The sequence below is a fragment of the Ochrobactrum sp. BTU2 genome, from assembly GCF_024539785.1.
Taxonomy (GTDB): domain Bacteria; phylum Pseudomonadota; class Alphaproteobacteria; order Rhizobiales; family Rhizobiaceae; genus Brucella; species Brucella anthropi.
Genome location: NZ_JAHWRG010000003.1, coordinates 524,280 through 548,634 on the forward strand (window position 1 = coordinate 524,280; position 24,355 = coordinate 548,634).

The following is a 24,355-nucleotide window of genomic DNA, read 5'->3' on the forward strand; positions in this document are numbered from 1 at the left end:
AAACATGGCGAAGAAGCCGCGAGAATAAGACGCTCGCGGCTTTTTTGTGGCTTAATTATGTCTTAGAGCGTTGCGAGATGTTCGGTCAGCAGGCTGAAGAAGCCGTCTGCATCCACATCCTTGATGAAGAGCGCGTTCTTCGGACGGTCGGTCACTTCCCACCAGTCGACGACTGTTTCGCCGATGGTCAGTTCCGAATTGATTTCGATTTCCACATTGCACTCGCGTCCGGAATAGAGTTCCGGCTTGATGAGATAGGCGATGACGTTTGGATCGTGCAGCGGGCCGCCGTCGGTGCCGTATTTCGCTTCATCATAGCGCTCGAAGAATTCGAGCCATGCCGCAACCACTTCGCCGACATGCGTACCGATGCCGCGAATGGCGGCGATGCGCTTTTCGGTGGTCAGAACCTTGTGTGTCACATCGAGCGGCATCATGGTGATCTTGATGCCGGATTTGAACACAACCGCAGCGGCGTGCGGATCGACATAGATGTTGAATTCCGCCGATGGCGTGATGTTGCCGCCCTCGAAATAGCCACCCCCCATCAGCACGATTTCCTTGACGCGGTCGGCAATCTTCGGCTCGCGGATCAGTGCGGATGCGATGTTGGTCAGCGGTCCGAGCGGGCAAAGCGTGACGGTGCCGGGTTCTTCCTTCATCAGCGTTTCGATGATGAAATCAACGCCATGCTGCGTCTGAAGCGGCATGGTCGGAACTGGCAGGTCGTAGCCGTCGAGGCCGGTCTTGCCATGGACGTTTTCAGCCGTCACAAGCGGGCGCACCAGAGGACGGATGGAGCCCGCAAACACTTTTGTGCCCGGCTTCTTTGCCACTTCGCAGACCGTGCGCGCGTTGATTTCGGTGCGCGCCAGTGGGCCGTTGCCTGCCACTGCGGTGATGCCGAGAATGTCGAGTTCCGGGCTTGCCAAGGCCAGAAGAATGGCGACTGCATCGTCCTGACCGGGATCGGTATCGATAATGATTTTACGGGCCATGATGGTTTCCTGATGAGGGGATTTAGAGAGCGTTGCGCGCGGCACTGACCGTCTGGTCGACAAGCGCGTCGAAGGAGATTTTCGCCGGGCGGCGCATATAGGTGACGATGTCGCCGGCCAGCAGCGGCTTCGACCATCGTTCGGCGATGATGGCGGACCCGCGCTGGATGGCGATCATGCTCAGAATCTGGGCGGCATTGCAGTCTACGTCGTGGCCAATACCGCAGACGATTTCGAGCGTGCGGTCGAAATCGCCTTCGCCGAACCAGAGCGCAATCACCTGTGCGGCTGCATTCGGATAGACGTGAATCCAGTTATATTCGGCATATTCCACATCGCATTTCGCCCATGCGTCCTGCCAGTTGCCGGCAGAACGGCAGGCGTCGAGTGCGAAGGCCAGAACTGCACCATATTCGGTGTCGGTTGAGAAAAGCGCTGCTGTCGAGACGAGCAATTCGCGCGTGTCGCCAATTGCAAAGGCGCGCGCCGCCATGACAGCATTGAAGACTTCGCCCAAAATACCGTTTCCGGCATGGGAGACTTCCGCGTCCATCCAGGCGAGGCGGGCAGCTTCGCGAGCGCGACCCGGCACGACCATGCCGCAGATTGTGCCGCGCATCTGTGCGCCGATCCATTCATCGAACGGATTGTCGGACGTGCCGGTTTCGGGCGCGATGAGGCCGCGCCGCATATTGGAAAGCGCGATCGCCTCCGCCGACCAGCCAAGCGGGATCAGCGAGGTCCAGCGCTCGGCAATGTCCGCGCTGGTCACGGCAGAACCCTTGTCGCCGAAGGCTTCGAGAAATGCGATCTCGAAGGTGATGTCGTCATTATAGGTGTTTGGCTCGCGCACATAATCGCGGATCGGTCCGAAGACCTCGGCGATGTTTTCTGCCGTATAACCTTCGAGCGCCGTACCAGCCGCAGCTCCGACAAGCTGCGCCATCCAGGCGGCTGCGGTGCGGTCGCGGAAATCATCGGACTGGACGGCATAGAGCACATCGTCAGGCCATTGAACGGCGGCGTCGAATTCGTCCCACGATCCGTAACGCACAGTCTTTTGCGACGGATGGTTCGGATCGGGCCGTGCCGCGCGCATCAGGACACGCAGGCGCATGTCGATGCGATACAGTGTTTCAAAGTCACCGCGCTCAAGTGCGGTCAGCCCGTCGCGAAGAAGCTCCTCATAGGGAGCAAGAACGAAGCCCTTGTTTTCCAGCGATTGCAGCGCACCGGCCATTAGGCATTCAGGTGCTGCCGATCCCGGCACGTTGCTTTTCCAGAACATGGCCATGAGATCGTCCTGCGCCTTCATGACGGCGCTTGCATCCCAGGTCTGTTCTTCCGCTGTGCGCACCACCGGTTTCGTGTCGCGCAGCAGATCGCGGGTCAATTCCCAAGCTTTCATTTCATTCTCATTCTTATGCATTTCAGGAGTTTTTCAGTTGCTTTGCGCGCCGCTGACGGCGTGCCGCGTGGATCGTCAGCACAACGACCGGGACGAGATAAGGGATCATCTGCATCAGTTCGAACGGCAGGCCGAGGCTCTGAAGCGTGATGGCGAAAGATTCAGCCGCCGCGAGAACCAGGCTTGCCACAAGCGTGCCCCATGCGGTTCCTTGCCCCATAACTTCGGCTGCAATCGCGATGAAACCGCGACCTGCAGTCATGTTCTGGGCAAACCATGTGACATAGCCGAGCGACAGATAGGCACCGGCTGCACCGCCGAAGAGACCGGACAGGACAAGCGCCATCATCTGCACCCGGCCTGTATGGATACCGGCGGCACGCGCCGATTTGGGATCAACGCCGGTGGCGCGCAGATGCAGGCCGAAGCGTGTGCGCATCATCAGGAGGCTGACCGCCGGGACAGCGAGAAGGGCGGCAAAGGTCAATATGTGGATATTGCCGATGAAAGGCACGGGAAGGCTTGGCAGAGCGCCGCTTTTCAACGCGCCCGACATGCCCTTGTCGCCCGTTGCAAGAAAAAGCCCGAGCGTCGTTGCCGCTGCAGCCGCGATGTTGAGTGCAATGCCGGTCATGATGAGATCAGTGCCAAGCCGGTTGACCGAAAGCGACATCAGCCAGCCGAGAGCTGCACCTGTGATGAGCGCGGCCAGCAGGCCGACAGCCGGGCTGCCGGTAGCGGCACTGGCCAGAACGGCAATGAGCGCCGCCGACAACATCATCCCTTCCATGCCGATATTGAGGACGCCTGCCCGGTCGGAAATCATCACGCCGAGTGCTGCCAGCAGCAAAGGTGTTGCCACGCGCAGGATGGTGCCGATGAAGGATGGGTCGAGAATTTGTGCGAGAACCATGCTCATGGTTGTACTCCGGCCTGCACTACCGCTTGTTCTCCTTCGCGATTGCGAAGGTTGCGGATCAGCCGCAATACGGTCGGATGATTGTGAATGACGCTTGCCGTCGCGCCCACCATGATGGCGGCGGTCACAAGCCCCACCACTTCGGTCGGGATGTTCATGTTGCGGGCCAGAAGATCGCCGCCGATCTGCACGAAGCCAAGGAAAAGTGCGGACGGAATAAGCAGGAACGGATTTTCGCGTGCCAGAATGGCGACGACAAGGCCGGTCCAGCCATAGCCGGGCAGATCGAGCCAGGCAAAGCGGGCGTGAAGGCCGAGCACTTCCAGCGCACCGGCCATGCCCGCCACCAGTCCTCCGACAATCTGGGCACGCATGATGATGCCCTTGAGCGGCAGGCCAAGATGATTGGCAAAGCCAGGACTGGAGCCTGCGATACGGATATTGAGACCCGAGCGCGTCCAGTAAAGCCAGATGCCGCCAGCGATACAGGCCAGAATGGCAATGATCGAACCGCTGTTGAGACGCGTACCGGCGAGCAGACGGTCAAGCTTGGCATCCGGCGGAATCCTGAGCGACATCATTCCGCCCGCAGCCGGGTCGCGGATGACATAGTTGAGGACGAACAGGCCGAGAAACAGGAAGGCATAGTTCAGGACGAGCGACGTCACCATTTCCGATGCGCCGAAACGCAGCCGCAGCGCTGCCGGGATGGTGCAAGCGAAACTGCCCGCAACCGCACCGCACAAAATGGCGACCGGCAGCGAGAACCAGCCGAGCGAAGGGAGCAGAACAGCGCCCGCCACAGCGCCGAGCGCGCCGAGGAAGAAGCCGCTTTCCGCGCCGAGATTGAACAGGCCGGAGCGGAACATGATGGTGATCGCAAGGCCGGTCAGCATGATCGGCGTTGCCGCTTCCACCACATTGCCCATATGGCGAATGCTGCCGAATGGTCCGAGGAAAAACGTCTTGAGAACCCCGATGGGATTGTCCTGCATCAGCGCCAGCGGCACCAGAAGCACCGCCATGATGACGGCGATGACAAGCACGGTCAGGAAGAATGGAATGAGATAGGAAATCAGTCTGCGCATTACGCTGCAACTCTCTGCTTGAGCATGATCTCATCCAAAAACCACGTTACACTTTTTGGGATCATGCTCGTGTCCCCAGCATATAAGGTCCAAGGACAGCCGGTGTGATGTCTGGTCCGTTTTCCAGAACGGCAACGATACGTCCGTTGAAGAGAACGACGATGCGGTCGCTCAGGCGCAGCAATTCATCGAGATCGGCGCTGACGAGCAGCACGGCGCAGCCGCCCTGCGCCACTTCGTCGATGCGGCGGTGCAGGAAGGCTGCCGCCGAAACGTCGATGCCGCGTGTTGGCTGGTCGGCGATCAGGAATTTCGGATTGGTGGCAAGTTCGCGCGCGGCGATGAGCTTTTGCGCATTGCCGCCGGAAAGGGAATCGAGCCGTTCGGTGATTGCGCCTGCGCGCACCGAATATTGCTTTATCATTCCGCTGACACGGGCCTTGATCGCATTCCAGCGCAGGAACGGCCCCCAGAAGATCTGCTTGTCGGCGGTAATCGATCCAGTTCCGGCGATCGCGTTTTCGGCGAGAGACAGGCCGGGTGCGCCACCTTGCGAAAAGCGGTCGGCTGGCAGATGAGCGAGACCTTGTCTGCGCCAGCTTGCCGTGTCGGCGCGCAGCATATCCTCACCGTTGAGGCTGATCGTGCCGCTGGCCGCTTCGGCAAGGCCGGAAAGCACCGATACGAGGCCGCGCTGGCCGCTGCCATCGACACCGGCGACGCCGACGATCTCGCCTGCACCGACGGTCAGGTTCACATCCTTGATGCGGTCTGCCGGGTCGGCTGCTTTTGTCGTAACGCCCTTCATGTCGAGAACGGTTTTCATTGTGCCGTGCTTGTGGGCGCGTTGCGGAATGTCGACCGCATGGCCCATCACCATCTGCATGATGGCATCGTCCGGCACGTCGGCAAGCTTTTCCGTGCCCGCAACCGCGCCTGCACGCAATACGGTCACGCTTTCAGCCAGTTCGCGCACTTCGTTCAGCTTGTGGGAAATGAAGAGGATGGTAATGCCTTCGTCGCGCAGCGCCTTCAGCTTGCGCATCAGCTCCTCGATCTCCGGCGGAGAGAGAACAGCGGTCGGCTCGTCGAGGATCAGGAGCCTCGTGCGGCGCGCCAGCGCTTTCAGGATTTCAACCTTCTGCTGGGCGGCGACGGAAAGTGCGCCCGTGATCGCTTCGGGGTCAGCGTGCAGATCATATTGCTGCATCAGCGCTTCGACCATTTTGCGCGCGCTCACACGGTCGATCAGCCCTGCCTTCACCGGCTCATGGCCGAGAATGATGTTTTCGGTAACTGTCAGGGTCGGCACGAGCGAGAAATGCTGGTGCACCATGCCAATGCCCTTGGCCGCGGCATCTTCCGGCGACCAGGACGCAATGTGCTGTCCATCGACGATGATTTCGCCTGCCGTGGCATTTTCGATGCCGAACAGGATTTTCATGAGCGTGGATTTGCCCGCACCGTTCTCGCCGCAAATGGCGTGGATGGAGCCTGCGCGGATCGAAAAAGACACGTCGCGAAGCGCTTGCGTGCCGTTCGGATAGACCTTGCTCACATCGCGGAAGGCGACGATTGGGCGGAAGGCGACGATAGCATCGCCGCCTTCAATATTTTCAGCTGGATTTTCCACGATCAGGGACGAACCTTGTTGCGGATCGCGTTAAGATCCTCGGTGCTCATGCCGAATGCGGTCGGAACCGTGATCTTGCCTTCGGAAATCTCGTCGGAAGCCTTCTTGATGGCATCCTTCATTTCCTGCGTGGCCATGGAAGCCATGTTGCCGTCCTGCACGATGCCGACAGCGCCTTCCTTGAGGCCAAGCGCTTCCGCCTTGCCGAACGGCAGGTCGCCTGCCTTGAAACGTTCATAAGCTTGCAGAAGGCTGACATCGACATTCTTCAGAACGGAGCTGACAACCTGCTTGGCGATAGCCGGATCGCTGTCCTTGAAGATCGCTTCCTGATCGGAATCGACGCCCAGAACATATTTACCGGTTTCCTTGGCAGCCGAAAGCTGGCCGAGGCCGGTCTGCGAGGCGACGACGAAGCCGAGCGACACGTCGGAGCGATATTGCGCGAGACCGAGTTCCTTGCCCTTTGCGGCATCCATGAAGGAACCGGCATAGGAAATCGCGATCTTGGCATCAGGCATCACGGACTGCGCACCGGCAATGTAGCCGACGAGGAAGTCGTTGATGACCGGAATGTCCATGCCGCCGAGGAAGCCGAGATTCTTGCCGGTATCGCCGAGCTTGCCTTCCTTCAGGAGCGAAGCTGCCAGCATGCCGCCGAGATAAGAACCTTCGTTTTGCTTGTACTGGATGGAATAGACGTTGTCGTAGCCGCCTTCTTCATAAGGCACACTTGCATCATAGAGGATATATTTCTTGTCCGGATATTGCTGTGCGACCGAGCCAACGGTTTCCGACATCTGGTAGGTGCCGCCGATGATCAGGTCCCAGTCCTGTTCGGACGCATCGAGGAACACCGGCTCCCATTTCGTCGGATCGTCGCCGATTTCGAGAATCTTGGTCTCGACGTCGTCGCCATACTTGTCCTTGATCATCTTCATGCCCTTGGCAGCGCTGTCGAAGAACGACTTGTCGCCGAGCGCGCCATTGATGATGAGCAGGATCTTGTCCTGAGCCTGTGCTGCCGTGGTGGCAAACGTGCCCATCGCCGTCGATGCGGCGAGAGCAAAGGCAAGGTGGATTATTCCCCGTCTGGTGGATTTGATCACAACAGAACTCCAATACTGTAGCGTTATAGAGATGGATTTTCTGCTTTGGATAATTTGCCTCCGCCCACAGAACCCCCACACCTGACAGCGATCAAACGCTGACGGCGTGTGTGAGTCAATCGCCAAACTTTTTGCCCGCTGTGGACAAAGCAAGTCTGTTGCGCGCAACGGGGCTAAAGCTTTCGATTATTTCAACAAAGCCTGATTTGGATGCCGTAGTGTCGGGTCGAATGGATTGAGCTTTTGCGAGATGATCGCCGCTTCCTTGCGCAGCAGTTCCGTCACCGTCTGCTGGCGCTTTTCGGTGAGGCGCGCGGCAAGCGTGCCGATGCTGAGCGCTGCCACGGCTTCACCGTCGCCGTTCAAAATTGGTACGCCGAGACCCGCCATACCGTCGATCATGTTGAAGTTGAAGGTTGCCGCACCGCTCTTGCGCACTTCCTCGATCATGATGCGCAGGTCGACCTCGTCCACTGACGATTTGTCCAGAATGCGGGGCATGTTGAAGCGTATGATCGCCTCGCGCTCTTCTTCAGGCAGGAAGGAGAGGATGGCGAGGCTGCCCTGACCGATGCCGAGTGGCACTTTGCCGCCAATATCACCGGTAAAGGAGCGGATGGGAAACGGGCCTTCCACACGGTCGAGGCAGACCGCATCGAAGTTGCTGCGCACCAGCAGGAAGACCGTATCGTTGAACGTGGTCGAAAGCCGCAGCAGTGACGGGCGCGCAATGTTCAATATGCCGTCGCGCTGGCGCGCCTGCGCCGCCATTGCGAAAAACTCCAGCGACAGGCGATAGGCCTTCTTGTCGGGAAGCTGTTCGACAAGATTTTCCGCAATCAGCGTCTTCAGCAGGCGATGGGTCGATGGCTGGCTGAGTTCGAGGTCCCGCGCCAGATCGATCAGCCGCACGCCATCCTCGGTGCTGGATGCCAGACCTTTCAAAATATGGATTGCCTTCACCAAACTTGAGTTAAGTGCGGCGCCGGATTTCGGATTCTCAGATATATCATCCATAAGATTGCTTCCAAATTCTGTATTTTGAAAGAAATATATAATTTCTTCCGAATATGGAAATTATAATTTGCATTCCTGCGGGATTTTCCGCCAACTGGAACCGTCGCCAATGGGAAGGTCCGGCAAGGTATTGCAACCAATGCTGTAAGCGGGTCGGCGGTTTTAACTCGACGCAATGGGGAACGCTGCGGCTGCGTTAGCGGCTGGATAATCACGCGTTCAAAAGACCCAAGGTCCGGTCAGCGCAGAAAATGCGCGATCAAGCCGCTCCCGCCAGCCAGCCCCGATGAAGAGGCGACGTGAGACAATATCACGGCGTTTCTGCTCCCTGTCATTCAGGGGGAGATTGGGCCGAGAGGGAGATGCAATGAGCTTTTTGACCCTTTCCGGAATTTCCCGCCACTACGGCAAGTTCGCGGCTGTCGACAATTTCAACTTGGCGATTGAAAAGGGCGAGTTCATTTCGCTTCTCGGTCCTTCCGGCTGCGGCAAGACCACGACCTTGCAGATGATCGCCGGGCTGGTGACGCCGACGGCAGGTTCCATCACGCTTGACGGACGTGAAATCACGCGCCTTGCCCCGGCCAAGCGTGAACTGGGCGTCGTTTTCCAGAGCTATGCACTCTTCCCGCATATGACGGTGGCGCAGAATGTGAGCTTTGGTCTTGAAATGCGCAAGGTGCCAAAGGCAGAGCGCGAAAAGCGCGTTCGCGACGTGCTGGAACTGGTGCATCTCAGCGCACTTGCCGATCGTTATCCGCGTGAAATGTCGGGCGGTCAGCGCCAGCGTGTGGCCATTGCCCGTGCGCTGGTCATCAATCCGCCGGTCTTGCTGCTCGACGAGCCGCTGTCCAATCTCGATGCGCAGCTGCGTGAAGAAATGCAGTTCGAGCTGCGTCGCATCCAGCGTACTGTCGGCATTACCACCATCATGGTGACGCATGATCAGGCCGAAGCGCTTTCGATCAGCGATCGCATCGTGGTTATGGAAAAGGGCGTCATCACACAGGTCGATGCGCCCTACAAGCTCTATGAGCATCCGCATAACCACTTCATTTCCAACTTCGTCGGCAAGTCGAACTTCCTGAAGGCGCGCGCTGAAGGCGATATGATTGCGCTGGCCGAAACGACAATCCGCTTCCCTGCAAATGGCAAACAGGTTTCCGGCGAGCTTTCTGTCTTCATCCGTCCTGAAAAGGTGCAGCTCGTTGCAGCGGGTGAGGGGCATGTCGCCGGTGAAGTGACGACGCGCTACTTCATGGGTGCGCAGTGGCTGCTCGGCGTGACCACGCCTGCGGGCCAGCTTTCGGTGGCCCTGCCCAATCTTGGCAACCCACCGCCATCGGAAGGCACATCGGTCGGCCTCAGCTGGAACCATGAGGATTGCCGTATCCTCACCGCAGGGGTGAACTGAACATGTCGGCCGTCACCTCACAGGATACATCCGCCGGGCCCAAAGGGCAGCGCGATCTGACGCCGCTCTTTCTGGTCGGGCCGTCGACGCTTCTGTTCTTCGCGCTGGTGCTGTTGCCGCTCGGTCTCACCGTGCTGCTTTCATTCAACAGCTACAGCTATGACAAAGGCATCGAGAACGTCTACACGCTTGCCAATTATACGCAGGTTCTCAAAGACCCCTATTACCTCTCGATCTTCTGGCGCACGCTCAAGCTGGCGCTGATCACAACCGTCATCACGGTGCTGATCGGTGTGCCCGAGGCCTATATTCTTTCCAATATGCGCAAGCCATGGCGCTCGATCTTCCTTTTGGTCATCATCGGCCCGCTTCTGGTTTCGGTCGTGGTCCGCACATTTGGCTGGAGCATGTTGCTGGGGCGCAATGGCCTCGTGAACAGCGCGCTCGACATGGTGGGCCTGCCGACGACGCAAATCCTCTACAGCGAGACAGCCATCGTCATCGGTCTGGTGCATATCATGCTGCCATTCATGGTGATCCCGGTCTGGACCGTGCTGCAAAAGCTCGATCCGTCGGTGGAAGCCGCAGCGCTGACGCTCGGCGCATCGCGCCTGACAGCACTTCGCCGTGTGGTGTTTCCGCAGGCAGTGCTTGGCATCCTGTCGGGCAGCCTCATCGTGTTTGCGCTTTCGGCCAGCTCCTTTGCCATTCCGGGCCTGCTTGGTGGGCGTCGTCTCAAGATGGCGGCAACCGTTGTCTATGACGAGTTCCTGATCGAGCTGAACTGGCCGCTGGGTGCTGCCATCGCCATCATCGTTCTGGTCGCCAATCTCGTGATCATGATTGCCTATAATCGCATGCTCGAAGGGCAAGCGAGAAAGAAGCTGGGGTAACCGCCATGACAAAGAACGGTCCTTTCGCTCTTTTCTTCCACACGCTGATCGTCATCTTCATGCTGGCGCCGATGGTTGTGGTGTGTCTGGTGGCCTTCACGCCGGAAAACACGCTGACAATGCCGTGGAACGGCCTTTCACTGCGCTGGTTCGCTGCCGTGTTTGCGCACAATGATTTCATGACTTCGTTCTATAACAGTGTGCAGCTCGCCTTCTTCTCGGCATCCATTTCGACGCTTCTGGCCGTGCCATCGGGGCTCGCGATTGCGCAGTATAATTTCCGTGGTCGCGATGCGTTGAACGCGCTTTTCCTGTCGCCGCTCATCATCCCGCATCTGGTGTTGGGTGTGGCGTTCCTGCGTCTGTTCTCGCTGATGGGCTTTACCGGCTCCTTCGTCTGGCTGGTTGCGGCACATTCGATTGTCGTCACGCCCTATGCGCTGCGCCTTATCCTTGCTTCGCTTGGCAGCATGGATCGCAATGCGGAAAATGCGGCGCGCACGCTGGGCGCCGGTGAATGGACCGTGTTCCGTCGCGTCACCTTGCCATTGCTTGTGCCGGGTCTGTCGGGCGGCTGGCTGCTTGCCTTCATCAATTCGTTCGACGAACTCACCATGTCGATCTTCGTGACCTCGCCGTCCACGGTCACGCTGCCGGTCCGCATGTATATGTATGCCAGCGAATCCATCGACCCGATGATGGCAGCGGTTTCGGCCCTGATGATCCTCGTTGCCACCGTGACCATGATTATCATCGATCGCATGTTCGGCCTCGACCGGCTGCTGGTGGGCAAGGGTTGAGCAGGCAGATCATGACGATCCCGGTTTCCCCTTCGGCGGCTCAGTTCCGCAGACGGTATCGGCTGACTGAGCAGCCGATCAGCTTCTCGCTTGACGGCGTTTCCTTCGAGGGACGCCGTGGCGATACCGTGCTGACCGCCATTCTCTCGGTGCAGGGAAAGTTGCGTCATACCGAATTTACCGGTGAGCCGCGGGCGGGCTTCTGCCTGATCGGCGCGTGTCAGGATTGCCACGTCATGACGGCTGAGGGCCACAAGCTTCGTGCCTGCACCACGCTTCTGGAAGACGGCATGGCCTTTGTGACGGAGCCCGCGATATGAGTGCGGTTCCCAATCCGGTCATTGTGGGCGCTGGTCCTGCGGGCATTCGCGCCACCGAAACGCTGGTCAAGGCGGGTCTCAAGCCTATCGTGCTCGACGAAGGTTTTCGTTCCGGTGGTCAGATCTATCGTCGCCCGCCGCTCGATGACGGGCGCAGCTATCGAAGCCGTTACGGGTCGGAAGCGCATAAGGCCGAAGCGCTGCACAAGACATTCGACGCGTTGCGTAGCGTAATCGACTATCGTCCGGAAACGCTGGTCTGGAATATCACGCGCGGTGAAGGTGATCGTCTCGATCTGCTGACCAAGGGTGTGCATAGCCAGCTGCCTTACAGCCATCTCATTCTGGCGACGGGTGCGACTGATCGGGTTCTTCCGTTCAAAGGCTGGACCAAGCCCGGCGTCTATACGCTTGGTGCATCACAGACCGCACTCAAGGCGCAAGGCTGCACGGTTGGCGAACGCGTGGTGTTCATGGGTTCGGGGCCGCTGCTTTATCTGGTCGCCTGGCAATATCATCATGCCGGTGCGAAGGTTGCAGCCGTGCTCGACACAGCGCCCTTCGCTTCAAAGTTTCATCTGGCACATCTGGCGCTCTATGCACCGCGCATTGTCGCTCTCGGCGCTTATTACGGCCTGCGGCTGAAGCTTGGTGGCGTACCGATCCACTATAATGTGCGACCAGATGAAGTTCTGGGCGAGGGCCATGTCGAAGCCATTCGCTATCGCACGGGCAAGCGTGTTCGCGAGGTTGAATGCGATGCGCTGGCCTATGGTTTTGCGCTGCGTCCTGAAACCCAGCTTGCCGATCTCGCCGGTTGCGAATTCCGCTTTGAAGAACGTGACCGCGCCTGGCTTCCTGCTGCCGACAAGCTCGGCCGTTCAAGCCGCGAAGGTGTTTACGTGGCGGGCGATGGCGCGGGCATCGCGGGTGCGGATGCTGCTGAAATTCGTGGGTCATTGGCCGCGATGGCCTTGCTGCGCGACAGGGGCCTGCCGTTTGACGAAGGCACCGAACGCGGCCTTCTCGCAAAGCTCGATCATATCTATCGCGAGCGTCTGATCGTCGAAAAAGCTTTCCCGTTCCCGCGCGACTGGTTCGATACAATCGCAGGCGATGTCACGCTTTGCCGTTGCGAAGAAATCGCGGTGCGTGATGCCAAGGCGGTTATCGGCAAGGGTGATGTGCGCGAGATCAACCGGCTCAAGGCGCTTACCCGTGTGGGGATGGGGCGCTGTCAGGGGCGCATGTGTACCGCTGCCGCCGCAGAACTTCTGGCGTCGATGCAGGACAAGGCGCCCGAAGAAGCGGGCCGCATCCGCGCCCAGGCACCAGTCAAACCGATCCCGCTTGGCTTTGGCGCAAAGCCTGAGCAGGAGGTGTTGCCATGACAAAGCATCTTCTGGCCGATGTGGTCATTATTGGCGGCGGGATTGTCGGTGGTTCGGCTGCGCTTTTCATGCGTCAGGCCGGGTTGTCGGTCATTCTGCTCGACAAGGGCTTTTGCGGGGCGCAGGCAAGCGGCGTGAATTATGGCGGCGTTCGCAGGCAGGGTCGCGCGCCGGAACAGCTGCCGCTCGCACAGCGTTCGCACGCATTGTGGGCGCGTCTGCCGGAACTTATCGGCATCGATGGCGAATATATCCGCAGCGGCCATTTGAAGCTTGCCCGCACGGAAGCGCATTTTGCGAAGCTTGAAGCCTATGCGGCTACAGTGCAGCCGCTTGGGCTCGATGTCGAGCTGATCGGTGGCAATGCCGTGCGAGAGCGTTTCCCATGGCTTCCGGGCAACGTCGCGGGCGCTTCGCTCTGCGCGGAAGATGGCCACGCCAATCCGCGTCTGGTCGCGCCTGCCTTTGCCCGCGCAGCACTTGCTGCCGGTGCCACGGTGCTGGAAAACACCCCGGTCATCGAAGCGCGTGAAACCGGCGATGGTTTTGCCATTCTGGCGGGAAACGGCATCGAAATCCGCTCGCGTCTCTTGTTCAATTGCGCCGGTGCATGGTCGGATCAGTTTGCTGCTTCATTTGGCGAGCCGGTGCCGCTCCAGCGCATCTATCCATCGATGGTTGTAACCGAGCCAATGCCGTTTCGCCTGCCGATGAGCCTTGGCGAAGAGGGCGGCGGCTTCTACGGCCGTCAGGTCACGCGCGGCAATTATGTCATGGGTGGCGGACGCGGTGCGCCGCTTGAAAACCCGGATTTTTCGCGGCCTTCGGTCAATGCGGCTTCATCGGTGATGCTGCGCGCCATCGAACTTTTTCCGCATCTGAAAAACGCTCAGGTCATCCGCTTCTGGTCCGGCACTGAATCGGAAATGCCGGACGACAATCCGGTGATCGGGCCAAGCAGCCGGGTCAAAAACCTCTTTCACGCCTTCGGATTTTGCGGCGCCGGTTTCCAGACCGGTCCGGCTGTGGGTGCCGTTCTTTGCGATCTCGCCGTTAAAGGCGAGACGGAAACACCGATCGATGCATTCCGCATCGACCGGTTCGATAAAAACTCAAACCACAAAGGGGAGTAGCATGAAAACTCAATTCACCAACAAGGCCATCACCAAGTCCGCCCTGTTGGCGCTCGGCCTGTCGGTCGCCTTTGCTTCCGCCGCATCGGCTGAAACCAAGACGCTCTATATCGGCATGAATGGCGGCAATATGGAGAAGGCCTATACCGAGCACGTTCTGCCGGAATTCGAAAAGGCCAATGACGTGAAGGTCGTTGTCGTGCCGGGCACTTCGGCGGATATTCTCGCCAAGGCAACCGCGCAGAAAGACAATCCGCAGATGCATGTCATGCTGCTCGACGACGGCGTCATGGTGCGCGCGATCAGTTCCGGCCTGTGCCAGAAGATTTCGGATGATCCGGTTCTGGCTGACATTCAGCCTGCCGCACGCCTCAAGGACGACATGGCCATCGGCATCGATATGGGCATGACCGGCATTGCCTATAACAAGAAGCTTTTCGACGAAAAGGGCTGGGCAGCACCGACCTCGTGGATGGACTTTGCCGACGAAAAATATGCGAACGCCGTGGTGTTCCAGTCGGCTTCCGCTTCGACTTTCGGCCTCCATGCCTTCCTGATGTTCAACCGCATTCAGGGCGGTGATGAAAAGAACCTCGAGCCGGGCTTCGAAAAATTCCCGGACACAATCGGCAAGAACGTTCTGGAATACATTCCGTCATCGGCCAAGATTTCGGAAATGGTGCAGACCGGCGAGGCAGCGATCTTCCCGCTGACGCCGACGGGCGTCAACAACCTGAAGGCCAAGGGAATTCCGGTTGAATATGCACAGCCAAAGGAAGGCTCTGTCGTCCTCGCTGTGACCGAATGCGTGCTCGCAGGCAATAACGAACCGGAACTGAGCCAGAAGCTTGCTCACTATCTGCTTTCCGCCGATGCACAGAGCAAGGCGCTCGACCATGGCAACCTCATTCCGTCGAACCAGAAGGCGAAGGCCGGTACGCCCGATGCGCAGGCCAAGCTCGACGCTTTCAACGGTTACATGAAAACAGCCAATACGCTGGATTGGGATGCTGTCAATGAAGGTCGTCAGCAGCTCAACAGCCGCTGGAACCGCACCATCGAAAAGTAAGATCAATATATGATCTAAAAAGCTCGCCTCGGGAAACCGGGGCGGGCTTTTTGCTGGAAAGCCGCTTACGCATCGCCCGCTGATATTGTAGCTTGCCCGCAAATCATCCGGGCAAATCGATGGATCGGGGCAAGCGTGAAAAAAGCGGCAGCATTCGCATTCCTTGGAATTCTGGTGGCGGCACCTGCACTGGCAGAAGACAATTGGAAAGCCGTCGAGGAAATCAAGACCTACGCCATAGCCGGGAAAACCGGTCCCGAACTTTATGAATCCATCGGCGAGCGTGGCCCGAAGATCGGCGGCGGCAAAACCCGCGTCATCGCCCATACCAGCTATGTGCTGACCTGGGACCGGAAGTTCGACCGCTCCAACAATGCCTGCACGATCCTGTCCGCCACGCCGAAGCTGAAGATCACCTATACGCTGCCGAAGCCCTCGCAGAAGCTCAATTCCCCGGTGAAAGAACACTGGGAAACTTTCTCCGAAGGCATCCGCAAGCATGAGCTTGTGCATGGCGACCATGCCAAGGACATGACGCGCGAGATTGTGCGCCGGACCGTTGGCCTGTCGGTTCCAAACGATCCGAAATGCCAGAAAATCCGCAAGGTGCTGATCAAGGAAATCACCGATATGGTGGACGTCCAGCGCGCTCAGGGCCGCGCCTTCGACAAGGTCGAGATGGGCAATGGCGGCAATGTCCATCAGCTTATTCTGGCGCTGGTGAACGGTGGCTGATTTTTCGTCAATAGCCTGTGCTTCGCACAGAAATCCGCTCTTTTGAACCAGATGGAACATTTCTGATATCCTTGGAATAAAGGCTTTCATGCGTTTGTTCAAACAGAATCGATTGACTTCCTAACCAGTTAGTACATTTTAGAGAAATGGCGCAGCTGACCGATGCGATTCCGTTCTGAAGCGGGATGGCTGAGGAGGATGGATTGCTGGTCACGATGAGGCGCATGCCGGAGACCGGAATGGTTTTCTGGCAGGGCTTTCGTTGCGATGGTCGGCCCGGAATCGGTCAAGGACTGTGGGGAAAGCGATGTTTCGCCTCGGGATGTATGGGACATCCTGCCGGTGATGCCGCGTCGCTTTCACCCGAAACCCGAAAAGGGGCGGCAGTCTGTAAGTAATGCGCCGGGAGGAGGAACATGAAAGCTTTAGTCGATTTCTATTTTACCGCGGCGCGGTTCGCCATTGCCTGCCTTCTTGGTTGCATGGTCGTGCTCGTGTTCGGCAATGTGGTGCTGCGCTATGCCTTCAATCAGGGCATAACGGTTTCAGAAGAATTGTCGCGCATCTTCTTCATCTGGCTCACCTTTCTTGGCGCAGTGGTCGCCATGCGCGACCATGCGCATCTGGGTGTGGATTCGCTGGTGCGCCGCCTGTCGCCTAGGGGCGCGCGCATTGCGCTGGTCGCCGGCCATATCATGATGTTCGGCGCGACATGGCTGGTTCTTTCGGGAAGCTGGACGCAGACACTCATCAATATTCCGACGCTGGCCCCGGCGACAGGCATGTCGATGGGTTGGTTTTATGGCGCAGGGCTGGCCTTTGCAGTCCCCGCACTCCTGATCATTGCGTGGAATGGTTTCGGCATCGCAACCGGGCGGATCGATGTCGCCGGGATGCATTTCGTGACGGATAGCGAGGAGCATGTCACGCCCGTCTCGACCGATGAAAATCGCAAGTAGGGCGCGCCGACCATGACCTTGCTCATCTTTCTTGCCGCCCTTCTGGTTCCGATGGCGCTTGGCGTCCCCGTTGCCTTCGCGCTCATCATCAGCGGTGCGGCGCTGATGATGTATATGGATTTGTTCGACGCCCAGATCGTGGCGCAGAACGTGCTGAACGGCGCCGACAGTTTTCCGCTGATGGCCGTTCCGTTCTTCCTGCTTGCCGGGGAAATCATGAATGCGGGCGGCTTGTCGCGTCGCATCGTCAATCTGGCGCTGGTCATGGTGGGGCATGTGCGCGGCGGTCTCGGTTTCGTCGCGATCTTTGCAGCCTGTGTGATCGCAAGTCTTTCGGGTTCGGCGGTTGCCGATGCGGCAGCGCTCGGCGCATTGCTGTTTCCGATGATGCGCAATGCCGGACACGAGCCGGGTCGCGCCGCCGGGCTGATCGCCTCGGCATCGATCATTGCCCCGGTCATCCCGCCCTCCATCGGTTTCATCCTGTTTGGCGTGGTTGGCGGCGTTTCGATCACCAAACTGTTCCTGGCGGGGATTTTCCCCGGCCTGATGATTGCCGTTGCGCTGTGCGTGACCTGGTTCATCCTCGCGCGTCGCGAACAGTTCGAACTGCCGAAGAAAGCTGAACCCAGTGCACGGATGCGGGCTTTCCTCGACAGTATCTGGGCCTTGATGCTGCCGGTCATCATCATTGTCGGCCTTCGCTTCGGTGTGTTCACGCCGACGGAAGCGGGCGTGGTTGCCGCTGTCTATTCGCTGTTCGTCGCAACCGTGATCTATCGGGAATTGCCGCTTTCAAGACTCTATCCGGCAATGGTCGATGCGGCGAAGACGACCGCCGTGGTGATGTTCCTCGTTGCCAGCGCCAGCGTTTCGGCCTGGATGATTACGGTTGCCGATGTGCCGGGTGAACTGGCCGAACTGGTGCGGCCTTTGATGGATAACCAGACGCTGCTGCTGCTTGCCATCATGCTCTTGGTTGTTCTCGTCGGCATGGCGATGGACATGACCCCGACAATCCTGATCCTGACGCCGGTGCTGATGCCGATCATCAAGGAGGCGGGCATCGATCCGGTCTATTTCGGTGTGCTGTTCATCATCAACAATTCCATCGGCCTCATCACCCCGCCTGTCGGCACGGTGCTGAATGTGGTGTGCGGCGTCGCGCGCCTGCCGTTTGAGAAGGTGATGACTGGTGTTCTGCCGTTCCTGATTGCGCAGCTGGTGGTGCTTTTCCTGATGGTGCTGTTCCCGCAACTGGTGACGGTCCCGATGAACTGGTTCCATTAAATCAAAGCATGTCTCCCGAAAGTGGAAACCGGTTTCGGGAGACATGCGTAAAAACAGAGACAGAATTTTTGAGTGGGAGGAAGACATGAAGAAAATACTGAAGACAATGGCACTGGGCGTGATGCTGCCGCTGGCACTGATGACGACCACCGCCATGGCTGAAATCCGTTCGCAGACAATCAAGTTTGCTGCCGCCAACAGCAAGGGCCATCCGCAGGTCACGGGTATGGAGAAATTTGCCGAGCTGGTGAAGGAAAAGAGCGGCGGGCAGATCAATGTGAAACTGTTCCCCGGCGGTGTTCTGGGCAGCGATCCGCAGACGCTTTCCGGCTTGCAGGGCGGCGTCGTGGAAATGACGGTGATGAATGCGGGCATCCTGTCCAGCACCGTCAAGGCATTCGAAGCGGTTGATTTGCCATTCCTGTTCAACAGCGGTGAGGAAGCCGACAAGGTCATGGATGGCCCCTTCGGTACCAATCTGATGAAACGCCTGCCCGATACGGGTCTGATCGGGCTTGCCTATTGGGAACTCGGTTTCCGCAATCTGACCAACAACCGTCATCCGGTCGCAAAGCTGGAGGATATTGCCGGGCTGAAGATCCGCACCCTGCAATCGCCGGTTCCGGTTGCCTTGTTCAATGCACTTGGCGCCAATGCGGTGCCGCTGCCCTATACCGAGCTTTATACGGCGCTTGAAACCGGTACGGTGGATGGGCAGGAAAATCCCAATGCCAACATCATCAATGCCAAATTCTATGAAGTGCAGAAATATCTGACGCTGACCCGCCACCAGTATAATCCGCAGATCGTCATGATCAGCAAGAAGTTCTGGGATCGCCTTAACGATGAGGAAAAAGCGGTGATCGAGCAGGCCGCTGTCGAGGCGCGCGATTATCAGCGCAAGGTTTCGCGCGAGCAGGATGCGACGGCGCTGGACGAGATCAAGAAGACCGGCATGCAGGTTACCGAGCTTACGCCGGAAGAAACCACGCGCCTGCGCGATGCGGTAAAGCCGATCATCGACAAGTTTACCGCCGAAATCGGTGCAGAAACGGTCGATGAACTCTTCGCCGAATTGAAGAAGGTACGCGGCGAAAACTAAAACAGTACGGCTGAATATCTTGCCGATACTGAACTAGATGGTTCCGGGCCGATTTGTCCGGAACCGCCAGTGGACTCCGGTCTGGCCGGAGACAGGAGTGTGACATGAAGACTTCGATAGCAACCGTCTCCATCAGCGGCGATCTCCAGCAGAAACTGGGGGCCATCGCCAAAGCCGGTTTCGACGGGGTCGAGATTTTCGAGAACGATTTTCTCACCTTTGACGAAAGCCCGCGTCAGGTGGGCCAGATGGCGCGCGACCTTGGCCTGGAGATCACACTTTTCCAGCCATTCCGTGATTTTGAAGGTATGCCGGAGCCTTTGCGCAGCCGCACTTTCGATCGGGCGGAACGCAAGTTCGACCTCATGCAGGAGCTGGGCACCGATCTCGTTCTGGTCTGCTCCAACGTGTCGCCAGCTGCCATTGGTGGCATCGACCGCGCTGCGGACGATTTTCGCGAGCTTGGCGAAAGAGCGGCACGGCGCAATCTGCGTGTCGGTTATGAGGCTCTCGCCTGGGGTCGCCATATCAGCGACCATCGCGATGCATGGGAGATCGTGCGCCGCGCCGATCATCCCAATGTCGGCCTTATCCTCGACAGTTTTCATACTCTGGCGCGCAAGATCGACGTGAACTCGATCCGCTCCATTCCGAAGGACAAGCTTTTCATCATCCAGATGGCCGACGCGCCACTGATCGATATGGATCTGCTTTACTGGAGCCGCCATTATCGCAACATGCCGGGCGAGGGCGATCTGCCGGTGCTGGATTTCATGCGTGCGGTGGCTGCGACCGGCTATGACGGTTATTTCTCGCTCGAAATCTTCAACGACCAGTTCCGTGGCGGATCGCCAGCCACCATCGCCGCCGACGGACGCCGTTCGCTGATCTATCTTGGCGATCAGGTTCGCCGGGTCGAGCCGGACAACAAGCTGACGGTTGCTGCCATGCCGCCCCGCGCAAAGGTGCACCGTGTCGGCTTTGTCGAGTTTGCCACCCATGCCGATGATGCCGAACGGCTGGTTTCCGCAGTTGGTGCGCTGGGCTTCAAACTCGCTGGCAAGCATCGTACGAAGGACGTTGCGCTCTACCGGCAGGGCGACATCAACCTCGTCATCAATACGGATACGCGCGGCTTCGCCAGCTCGGCCTATGCAGTACACGGCACTGCTGCCTATGCCATGGGGCTTGTCGTGGACGATGCGGCTGAGGCCCATGCCCGCGCAGTGGCCATGGGCGCGGAAAGTTTTGAGCAACCGCTCGATCCGGGCGAAATCGGTATGCCTGCCATTCGTGGCGTTGGCGGCGGGCTGGTCTATTTCCTCGATGAGAAGACCGATCTCGGCCGTATCTTTGATATCGAGTTCGAGCCGGTCGCAGGCAATGATACAGGGACCAGTGTCGGTCTCACCCATATCGATCACGTTGCCCAGACGATGAAGTTCGATGAACTTCTGACCTGGCTGCTTTTCTATACTTCGCTTACGGAATCGCGGAAGTCGCCCATGGTCGATATCGTCGATCCGGGCGGTGTCGTGCGCAGTCAGGTGGTGGAAAACGACGAGGGAACGCTGCGCATCACGCTCAACGGTGCGGAAAACCGTCGCACACTGGCCGGTCGCTTCATTGCCGAGACCTTCGGGTCGGGCATCCAGCATCTGGCCTTTGCGACGGATGATATCTTCGCGACGGCTGCGGCTTTGCGCGACAACGGCTTCCATACGCTGGAAATCTCGCCGAATTATTACGACGATCTGGAAGCACGTCTCGGTCTCGATCCGGAATTCACCGACCGGCTCAAGGCCGCGAACGTGCTTTATGATCGCGATGAGAGCGGGGAATATTTCCAGCTTTACAGCCCGACCGACGATCAGGGCTTCTTTTTCGAAGTCGTGCAGAGGCGAGGCTACAAGGGATATGGCGCAGCCAATGCGATCTTCCGCATTGCGGCGCTGCGGCGATACATGCGTCCGGCGGGCATGCCAAAAAGTGCTGTGGCACTCTGAACGCTGAAGGGGGAGGACTATGGCAAAGGCACTCGCCAAGGCGCAGCCGCGCAAGAACGATCCTGACGCAACGCGCGAGAATATTCTCGATGTCGCGGCGCGGGAGTTCGTGGCATCGGGTTTCTCCGGCGCGCGCGTGGATGAAATCGCGGCGCAGACCCGCACGTCCAAGCGCATGATCTACTATTACTTCGGCAGCAAGGATGGGCTTTATCTCGCCGTGCTGGAACGGGCCTATGGCAAGATACGCACGCTTGAAAGCTCACTGTCGCTCGACGATCAGGACCCGGAATCCGCCATGCGCAGTCTGGTGGAAAGCACTTTCGACCATGACGATGCCAATCCGGATTTCGTGCGGCTCGTCGCGGTGGAAAATATTCACCGCGCCGAACATATGGAACGCTCGGATGTTCTGTCGCGCCAGAATGTAACCATTCTGGAGACGATCGAGAAAATTCTGGAGCGCGGGCGCGAGCAGGGCATCTTTCAACGGCGCATTTCCGCGCTCGACCTTCACATGCTGATCAGTGCGCAATGCTTCTTTCGTGTGTCCAACAGACATACGTTCGGCGCGATTTTCGGCACCGACCTGATGGCGTCCGACGTGAAGGCGCGGCATCGCCGCCTGATCAGCGATACGATCATCGCTCTTTTGAAAAGCCCGGAATAACGAGGATCGACATATCGTCCGATCCTGCGGAGATGAGAATTGATAAGTGAAGTGACCAAACGTCGTGTGCATGTGGGTCTGATCGGCGCAAACATTCAACGTTCGCTTTCGCCGGCAATGCATATGCGGGAAGGCGAGGCCGCCGGGCTGGCCTATCGCTACGACATTATCGACATCGCCGAGAACGGGCGTTCGGAACGCGATCTGCCAGCCCTTGTCGCGGAGGCCGAAGCTGCAGGATTTGCCGGGCTCAATATCACCCATCCCTGCAAGCAGGCTGCGGTGGCGCTGGTCGATGAACTTTCGCCCCATGCCTTGGCCCTGCAATCAATCAACACGATGGTGTTTTCCGACGGCAGGCGCATCGGTCACAATACCGACTGGTGGGGCTACGCTGAAGGGTTTCGCCGCGGCCTGCCGGATGCGTCGTTGGAGCGTGTCGTGTTGCTCGGTGCGGGCGGGGCGGGCGTTGCCGTTGCCTATGCGCTGGCGGAAATGGGTGCAAGGGAGGTCCACATCTTCGACCTCGATGCCACGAAGGTCGATGCGGTAATTGGCAAGCTTGTTTCGGTGCAGCCGCAATGCAGTTTCATTGCCGGGGCCGATCTGGAGGAGACACTGGCACAGGCTTCGGGTCTGGTCCATGCAACACCAACGGGCATGGACGCGCATCCGGGTCTGCCGCTTGCGCCTGAGCTGGTGCAGCCGCACCTCTGGGTTTCGGACATTGTTTATTTTCCTCTGCAGACGGCGCTTGTCCGGCTTGCCAGGGAGCGCGGATGCCGCGTACTCGACGGTGGCGGCATGGCTGTGTTTCAGGCGGTCGGCGCGTTTGAACTCTTCAGTGGCATCAAGGCTGACCCGAACCGGATGCTCGCCCATTTCGCGCAGTTGCAGGCGCGGAGCTAGTCTGTTCCCAGTTTGTCATTTCAATAGGCGCGTCGGAAACCGACGCGCCTTTTTCCGTTCAGAAATTTTCTGGAATTGATGACGCGTCGTTCCAAGATCGTTCATTAAAAATATTCAGATTGTTGACAATATTTCGAACGCGTGTTTAGCTTGAATATCCTTTCTCCGCCAAATGAGGGAAAGGTAAAGCTAAGTAAGGGGAACTAAAATGATCAATAGACGCGCAGTTGTTAAGACTGCGGCGCTAGGCGCCGTTTCTATATTTGCGCTCATGTCCGCGTCGGCCTCCCAGGCAGCGGACAAGGAGCTGAAGATCGGTTTCGTCGGTGTCACCAGCGGCCCTGCGGCGGCCTGGGGCACATCCAATGTTCGCTCGATGCAGGTTCGTGCCGACTGGCTCAACGAGCAGGGCGGCGTGAAGATCGGCGACGATACCTACAAGATCAAAGTCGTCACCTTCGATGATCAGAAAGACCCGAAGCGCGCCATCGCCGGCATGGAAAAGATGGCACAGGAAGGCATTCACTACGTCGTGGGTCCGAATGTGGATGACGGCGCCGCTGCCGTCCGTCCGGTGGCGGAAGCCAAGGGCATCATCTATTTCCCTTATTCCTTCCCGAAGGAACTTTATACGCCACCAGCGTCCAATGCTGTTCTCGGCATGATCGCCAACTATCAGTCCGGCCCGGCGATCTATAAATATCTGAAGGAAAACAAGGGCATCAAGACGGTGGCCTTTGTGGCGGCCAATGAATCCGATCCGCTCAGCCAGCGCGACAGCGGCATCGAGGCAGCCAAGGCGCTCGGTCTTGAAGTCGTCTCCACCAACGATGCCTATCAGAACGATACGCGCGACTTCACGCCTGTTCTGACGCCGATTGTCATGCAGAAGCCGGATCTGCTGGTTCTGTCGGGCGTTGCGCCGGGCAATGCGCCGTTGCTGATCCGCGCTGCGCGTGAGCTTGGTTATCAGGGCTTCATTTCCACCGAAACCGCGCAGGACGCCAAGGTTCTGGAAGAAGGTGCAGGCGAACTCGCCAATGGCTTCATCTCGGTGGGTGGCGCTTCCACGCCTGAAATCGCATCCGACGTGATGAAGGAATTCGTTGACCGTTATACCAAGGCCTATGGCGAATATAATGACGAGTCCAACACCAAGGTCTATGCGCTCGAATACATTGTCGAGACGCTGAAGGCCAACCCGGCTGCGGTCGACAATGTCGAGGAATTCAAGAAGACGGTGGACACGTTCTCCGCGCCCAATCCTTTCGTCAAGGGCGATGGCGACGGTTCCAAGCTGACCTATGTCGGCACCTCCTCCTTCACGCAGAAGCGCCAGCTCGGTATTCCGATGGTTGTGACAGAATACAAGGACGGCAAGTTTGAAACGCTTTTCGTCGGCCAGGTCGATTAACCGATAGGCCTGTGAAAAGCCCGAAGCGGAAGAGGGGTACTTCTGCTTCGGGCCTCCCAATCGCTAGAGCGCATCCCG

The 24,355-nt window shown here is 58.5% G+C and carries 22 protein-coding genes; 15 read left to right on the top strand and 7 right to left on the bottom strand.

The window, feature by feature from the left end:
- Window positions 1–62: 62 nt before the first annotated feature.
- From KWJ32_RS11355 to KWJ32_RS11385, 7 genes are all read right to left on the bottom strand, one after another.
- Window positions 63–998 carry a nucleoside hydrolase gene (locus KWJ32_RS11355; protein WP_151610140.1) on the bottom strand — a complete coding sequence of 312 codons (936 nt, stop codon included), beginning with the start codon at window positions 996–998 and terminating at the stop codon, window positions 63–65.
- A gap of 22 nt (window positions 999–1,020) precedes the next feature.
- A complete protein-coding gene (locus tag KWJ32_RS11360) occupies window positions 1,021–2,406 on the bottom strand; it encodes an ADP-ribosylglycohydrolase family protein (protein ID WP_231771535.1) in 1,386 nt (461 codons plus the stop codon).
- A gap of 22 nt (window positions 2,407–2,428) precedes the next feature.
- Window positions 2,429–3,325, bottom strand: coding sequence for an ABC transporter permease (locus tag KWJ32_RS11365; protein WP_012093707.1), 897 nt, complete (start codon window positions 3,323–3,325; stop codon window positions 2,429–2,431).
- Entirely contained in the window at window positions 3,322–4,413 is a 1,092-nt protein-coding gene (locus KWJ32_RS11370; RefSeq protein ID WP_012093706.1) for an ABC transporter permease, read from the bottom strand. Before KWJ32_RS11370 ends, KWJ32_RS11365 begins: the two co-directional genes overlap by 4 nt.
- Window positions 4,414–4,474: 61 nt before the next feature.
- Window positions 4,475–6,046 carry an ABC transporter ATP-binding protein gene (locus KWJ32_RS11375; RefSeq protein WP_012093705.1) on the bottom strand — a complete coding sequence of 524 codons (1,572 nt, stop codon included), beginning with the start codon at window positions 6,044–6,046 and terminating at the stop codon, window positions 4,475–4,477.
- Between the two features lie 2 nt (window positions 6,047–6,048).
- The gene (locus KWJ32_RS11380; RefSeq protein ID WP_010660552.1) at window positions 6,049–7,155 is read right to left on the bottom strand and encodes a BMP family ABC transporter substrate-binding protein; all 1,107 of its coding nucleotides are present in this window, start codon (window positions 7,153–7,155) and stop codon (window positions 6,049–6,051) included.
- 186 nt (window positions 7,156–7,341) lie between these two features.
- Window positions 7,342–8,172 (bottom strand): IclR family transcriptional regulator, encoded by an 831-nt coding sequence (locus tag KWJ32_RS11385; protein ID WP_012093704.1) that lies wholly within the window; start codon window positions 8,170–8,172, stop codon window positions 7,342–7,344.
- 367 nt (window positions 8,173–8,539) lie between these two features.
- On the opposite strand from KWJ32_RS11385, the gene KWJ32_RS11390 reads away from it, so the two are divergent.
- The 15 genes from KWJ32_RS11390 (at window position 8,540) to KWJ32_RS11460 (ending at window position 24,277) form a co-directional block, all read left to right on the top strand.
- Complete coding sequence (locus tag KWJ32_RS11390) at window positions 8,540–9,586, top strand: ABC transporter ATP-binding protein (RefSeq protein ID WP_012093703.1); 1,047 nt, start codon at window positions 8,540–8,542, stop codon at window positions 9,584–9,586.
- A 2-nt stretch (window positions 9,587–9,588) separates the two neighbouring features.
- Window positions 9,589–10,479 (top strand): ABC transporter permease, encoded by an 891-nt coding sequence (locus KWJ32_RS11395; RefSeq protein WP_094515457.1) that lies wholly within the window; start codon window positions 9,589–9,591, stop codon window positions 10,477–10,479.
- Between the two features lie 5 nt (window positions 10,480–10,484).
- The gene (locus KWJ32_RS11400) at window positions 10,485–11,279 is read left to right on the top strand and encodes an ABC transporter permease (protein ID WP_010660556.1); all 795 of its coding nucleotides are present in this window, start codon (window positions 10,485–10,487) and stop codon (window positions 11,277–11,279) included.
- A gap of 11 nt (window positions 11,280–11,290) precedes the next feature.
- Window positions 11,291–11,599 (top strand): (2Fe-2S)-binding protein, encoded by a 309-nt coding sequence (locus KWJ32_RS11405; RefSeq protein WP_036588165.1) that lies wholly within the window; start codon window positions 11,291–11,293, stop codon window positions 11,597–11,599.
- Window positions 11,596–12,990: an FAD/NAD(P)-binding oxidoreductase gene (locus KWJ32_RS11410; RefSeq protein ID WP_151610138.1), complete on the top strand. Its 1,395-nt coding sequence runs from the start codon at window positions 11,596–11,598 to the stop codon at window positions 12,988–12,990. The genes KWJ32_RS11405 and KWJ32_RS11410 overlap by 4 nt, the downstream gene beginning before the upstream one ends.
- Window positions 12,987–14,123, top strand: coding sequence for an FAD-binding oxidoreductase (locus tag KWJ32_RS11415; RefSeq protein WP_094515455.1), 1,137 nt, complete (start codon window positions 12,987–12,989; stop codon window positions 14,121–14,123). Before KWJ32_RS11410 ends, KWJ32_RS11415 begins: the two co-directional genes overlap by 4 nt.
- Before the next feature lies 1 nt (window position 14,124).
- On the top strand, window positions 14,125–15,192 hold the full coding sequence (locus KWJ32_RS11420) for an ABC transporter substrate-binding protein (RefSeq protein WP_012093698.1): 1,068 nt from the start codon (window positions 14,125–14,127) through the stop codon (window positions 15,190–15,192).
- 135 nt (window positions 15,193–15,327) lie between these two features.
- Window positions 15,328–15,927 carry a DUF922 domain-containing Zn-dependent protease gene (locus KWJ32_RS11425; protein ID WP_010660561.1) on the top strand — a complete coding sequence of 200 codons (600 nt, stop codon included), beginning with the start codon at window positions 15,328–15,330 and terminating at the stop codon, window positions 15,925–15,927.
- Window positions 15,928–16,343: 416 nt separating this feature from the next.
- Window positions 16,344–16,886 carry a TRAP transporter small permease gene (locus tag KWJ32_RS11430; protein WP_094515454.1) on the top strand — a complete coding sequence of 181 codons (543 nt, stop codon included), beginning with the start codon at window positions 16,344–16,346 and terminating at the stop codon, window positions 16,884–16,886.
- A 12-nt stretch (window positions 16,887–16,898) separates the two neighbouring features.
- The gene (locus tag KWJ32_RS11435; RefSeq protein WP_012093696.1) at window positions 16,899–18,176 is read left to right on the top strand and encodes a TRAP transporter large permease subunit; all 1,278 of its coding nucleotides are present in this window, start codon (window positions 16,899–16,901) and stop codon (window positions 18,174–18,176) included.
- An 85-nt stretch (window positions 18,177–18,261) separates the two neighbouring features.
- A complete protein-coding gene (locus KWJ32_RS11440) occupies window positions 18,262–19,278 on the top strand; it encodes a TRAP transporter substrate-binding protein (RefSeq protein WP_151610137.1) in 1,017 nt (338 codons plus the stop codon).
- Between the two features lie 104 nt (window positions 19,279–19,382).
- On the top strand, window positions 19,383–21,284 hold the full coding sequence (locus KWJ32_RS11445; RefSeq protein ID WP_012093695.1) for a sugar phosphate isomerase/epimerase and 4-hydroxyphenylpyruvate domain-containing protein: 1,902 nt from the start codon (window positions 19,383–19,385) through the stop codon (window positions 21,282–21,284).
- A gap of 19 nt (window positions 21,285–21,303) precedes the next feature.
- Entirely contained in the window at window positions 21,304–21,954 is a 651-nt protein-coding gene (locus KWJ32_RS11450) for a TetR/AcrR family transcriptional regulator (protein ID WP_010660566.1), read from the top strand.
- A 39-nt stretch (window positions 21,955–21,993) separates the two neighbouring features.
- The gene (locus KWJ32_RS11455) at window positions 21,994–22,863 is read left to right on the top strand and encodes a shikimate dehydrogenase (RefSeq protein WP_012093694.1); all 870 of its coding nucleotides are present in this window, start codon (window positions 21,994–21,996) and stop codon (window positions 22,861–22,863) included.
- A gap of 208 nt (window positions 22,864–23,071) precedes the next feature.
- On the top strand, window positions 23,072–24,277 hold the full coding sequence (locus KWJ32_RS11460) for an ABC transporter substrate-binding protein (protein ID WP_010660568.1): 1,206 nt from the start codon (window positions 23,072–23,074) through the stop codon (window positions 24,275–24,277).
- The last annotated feature ends 78 nt before the right edge of the window (window positions 24,278–24,355 follow it).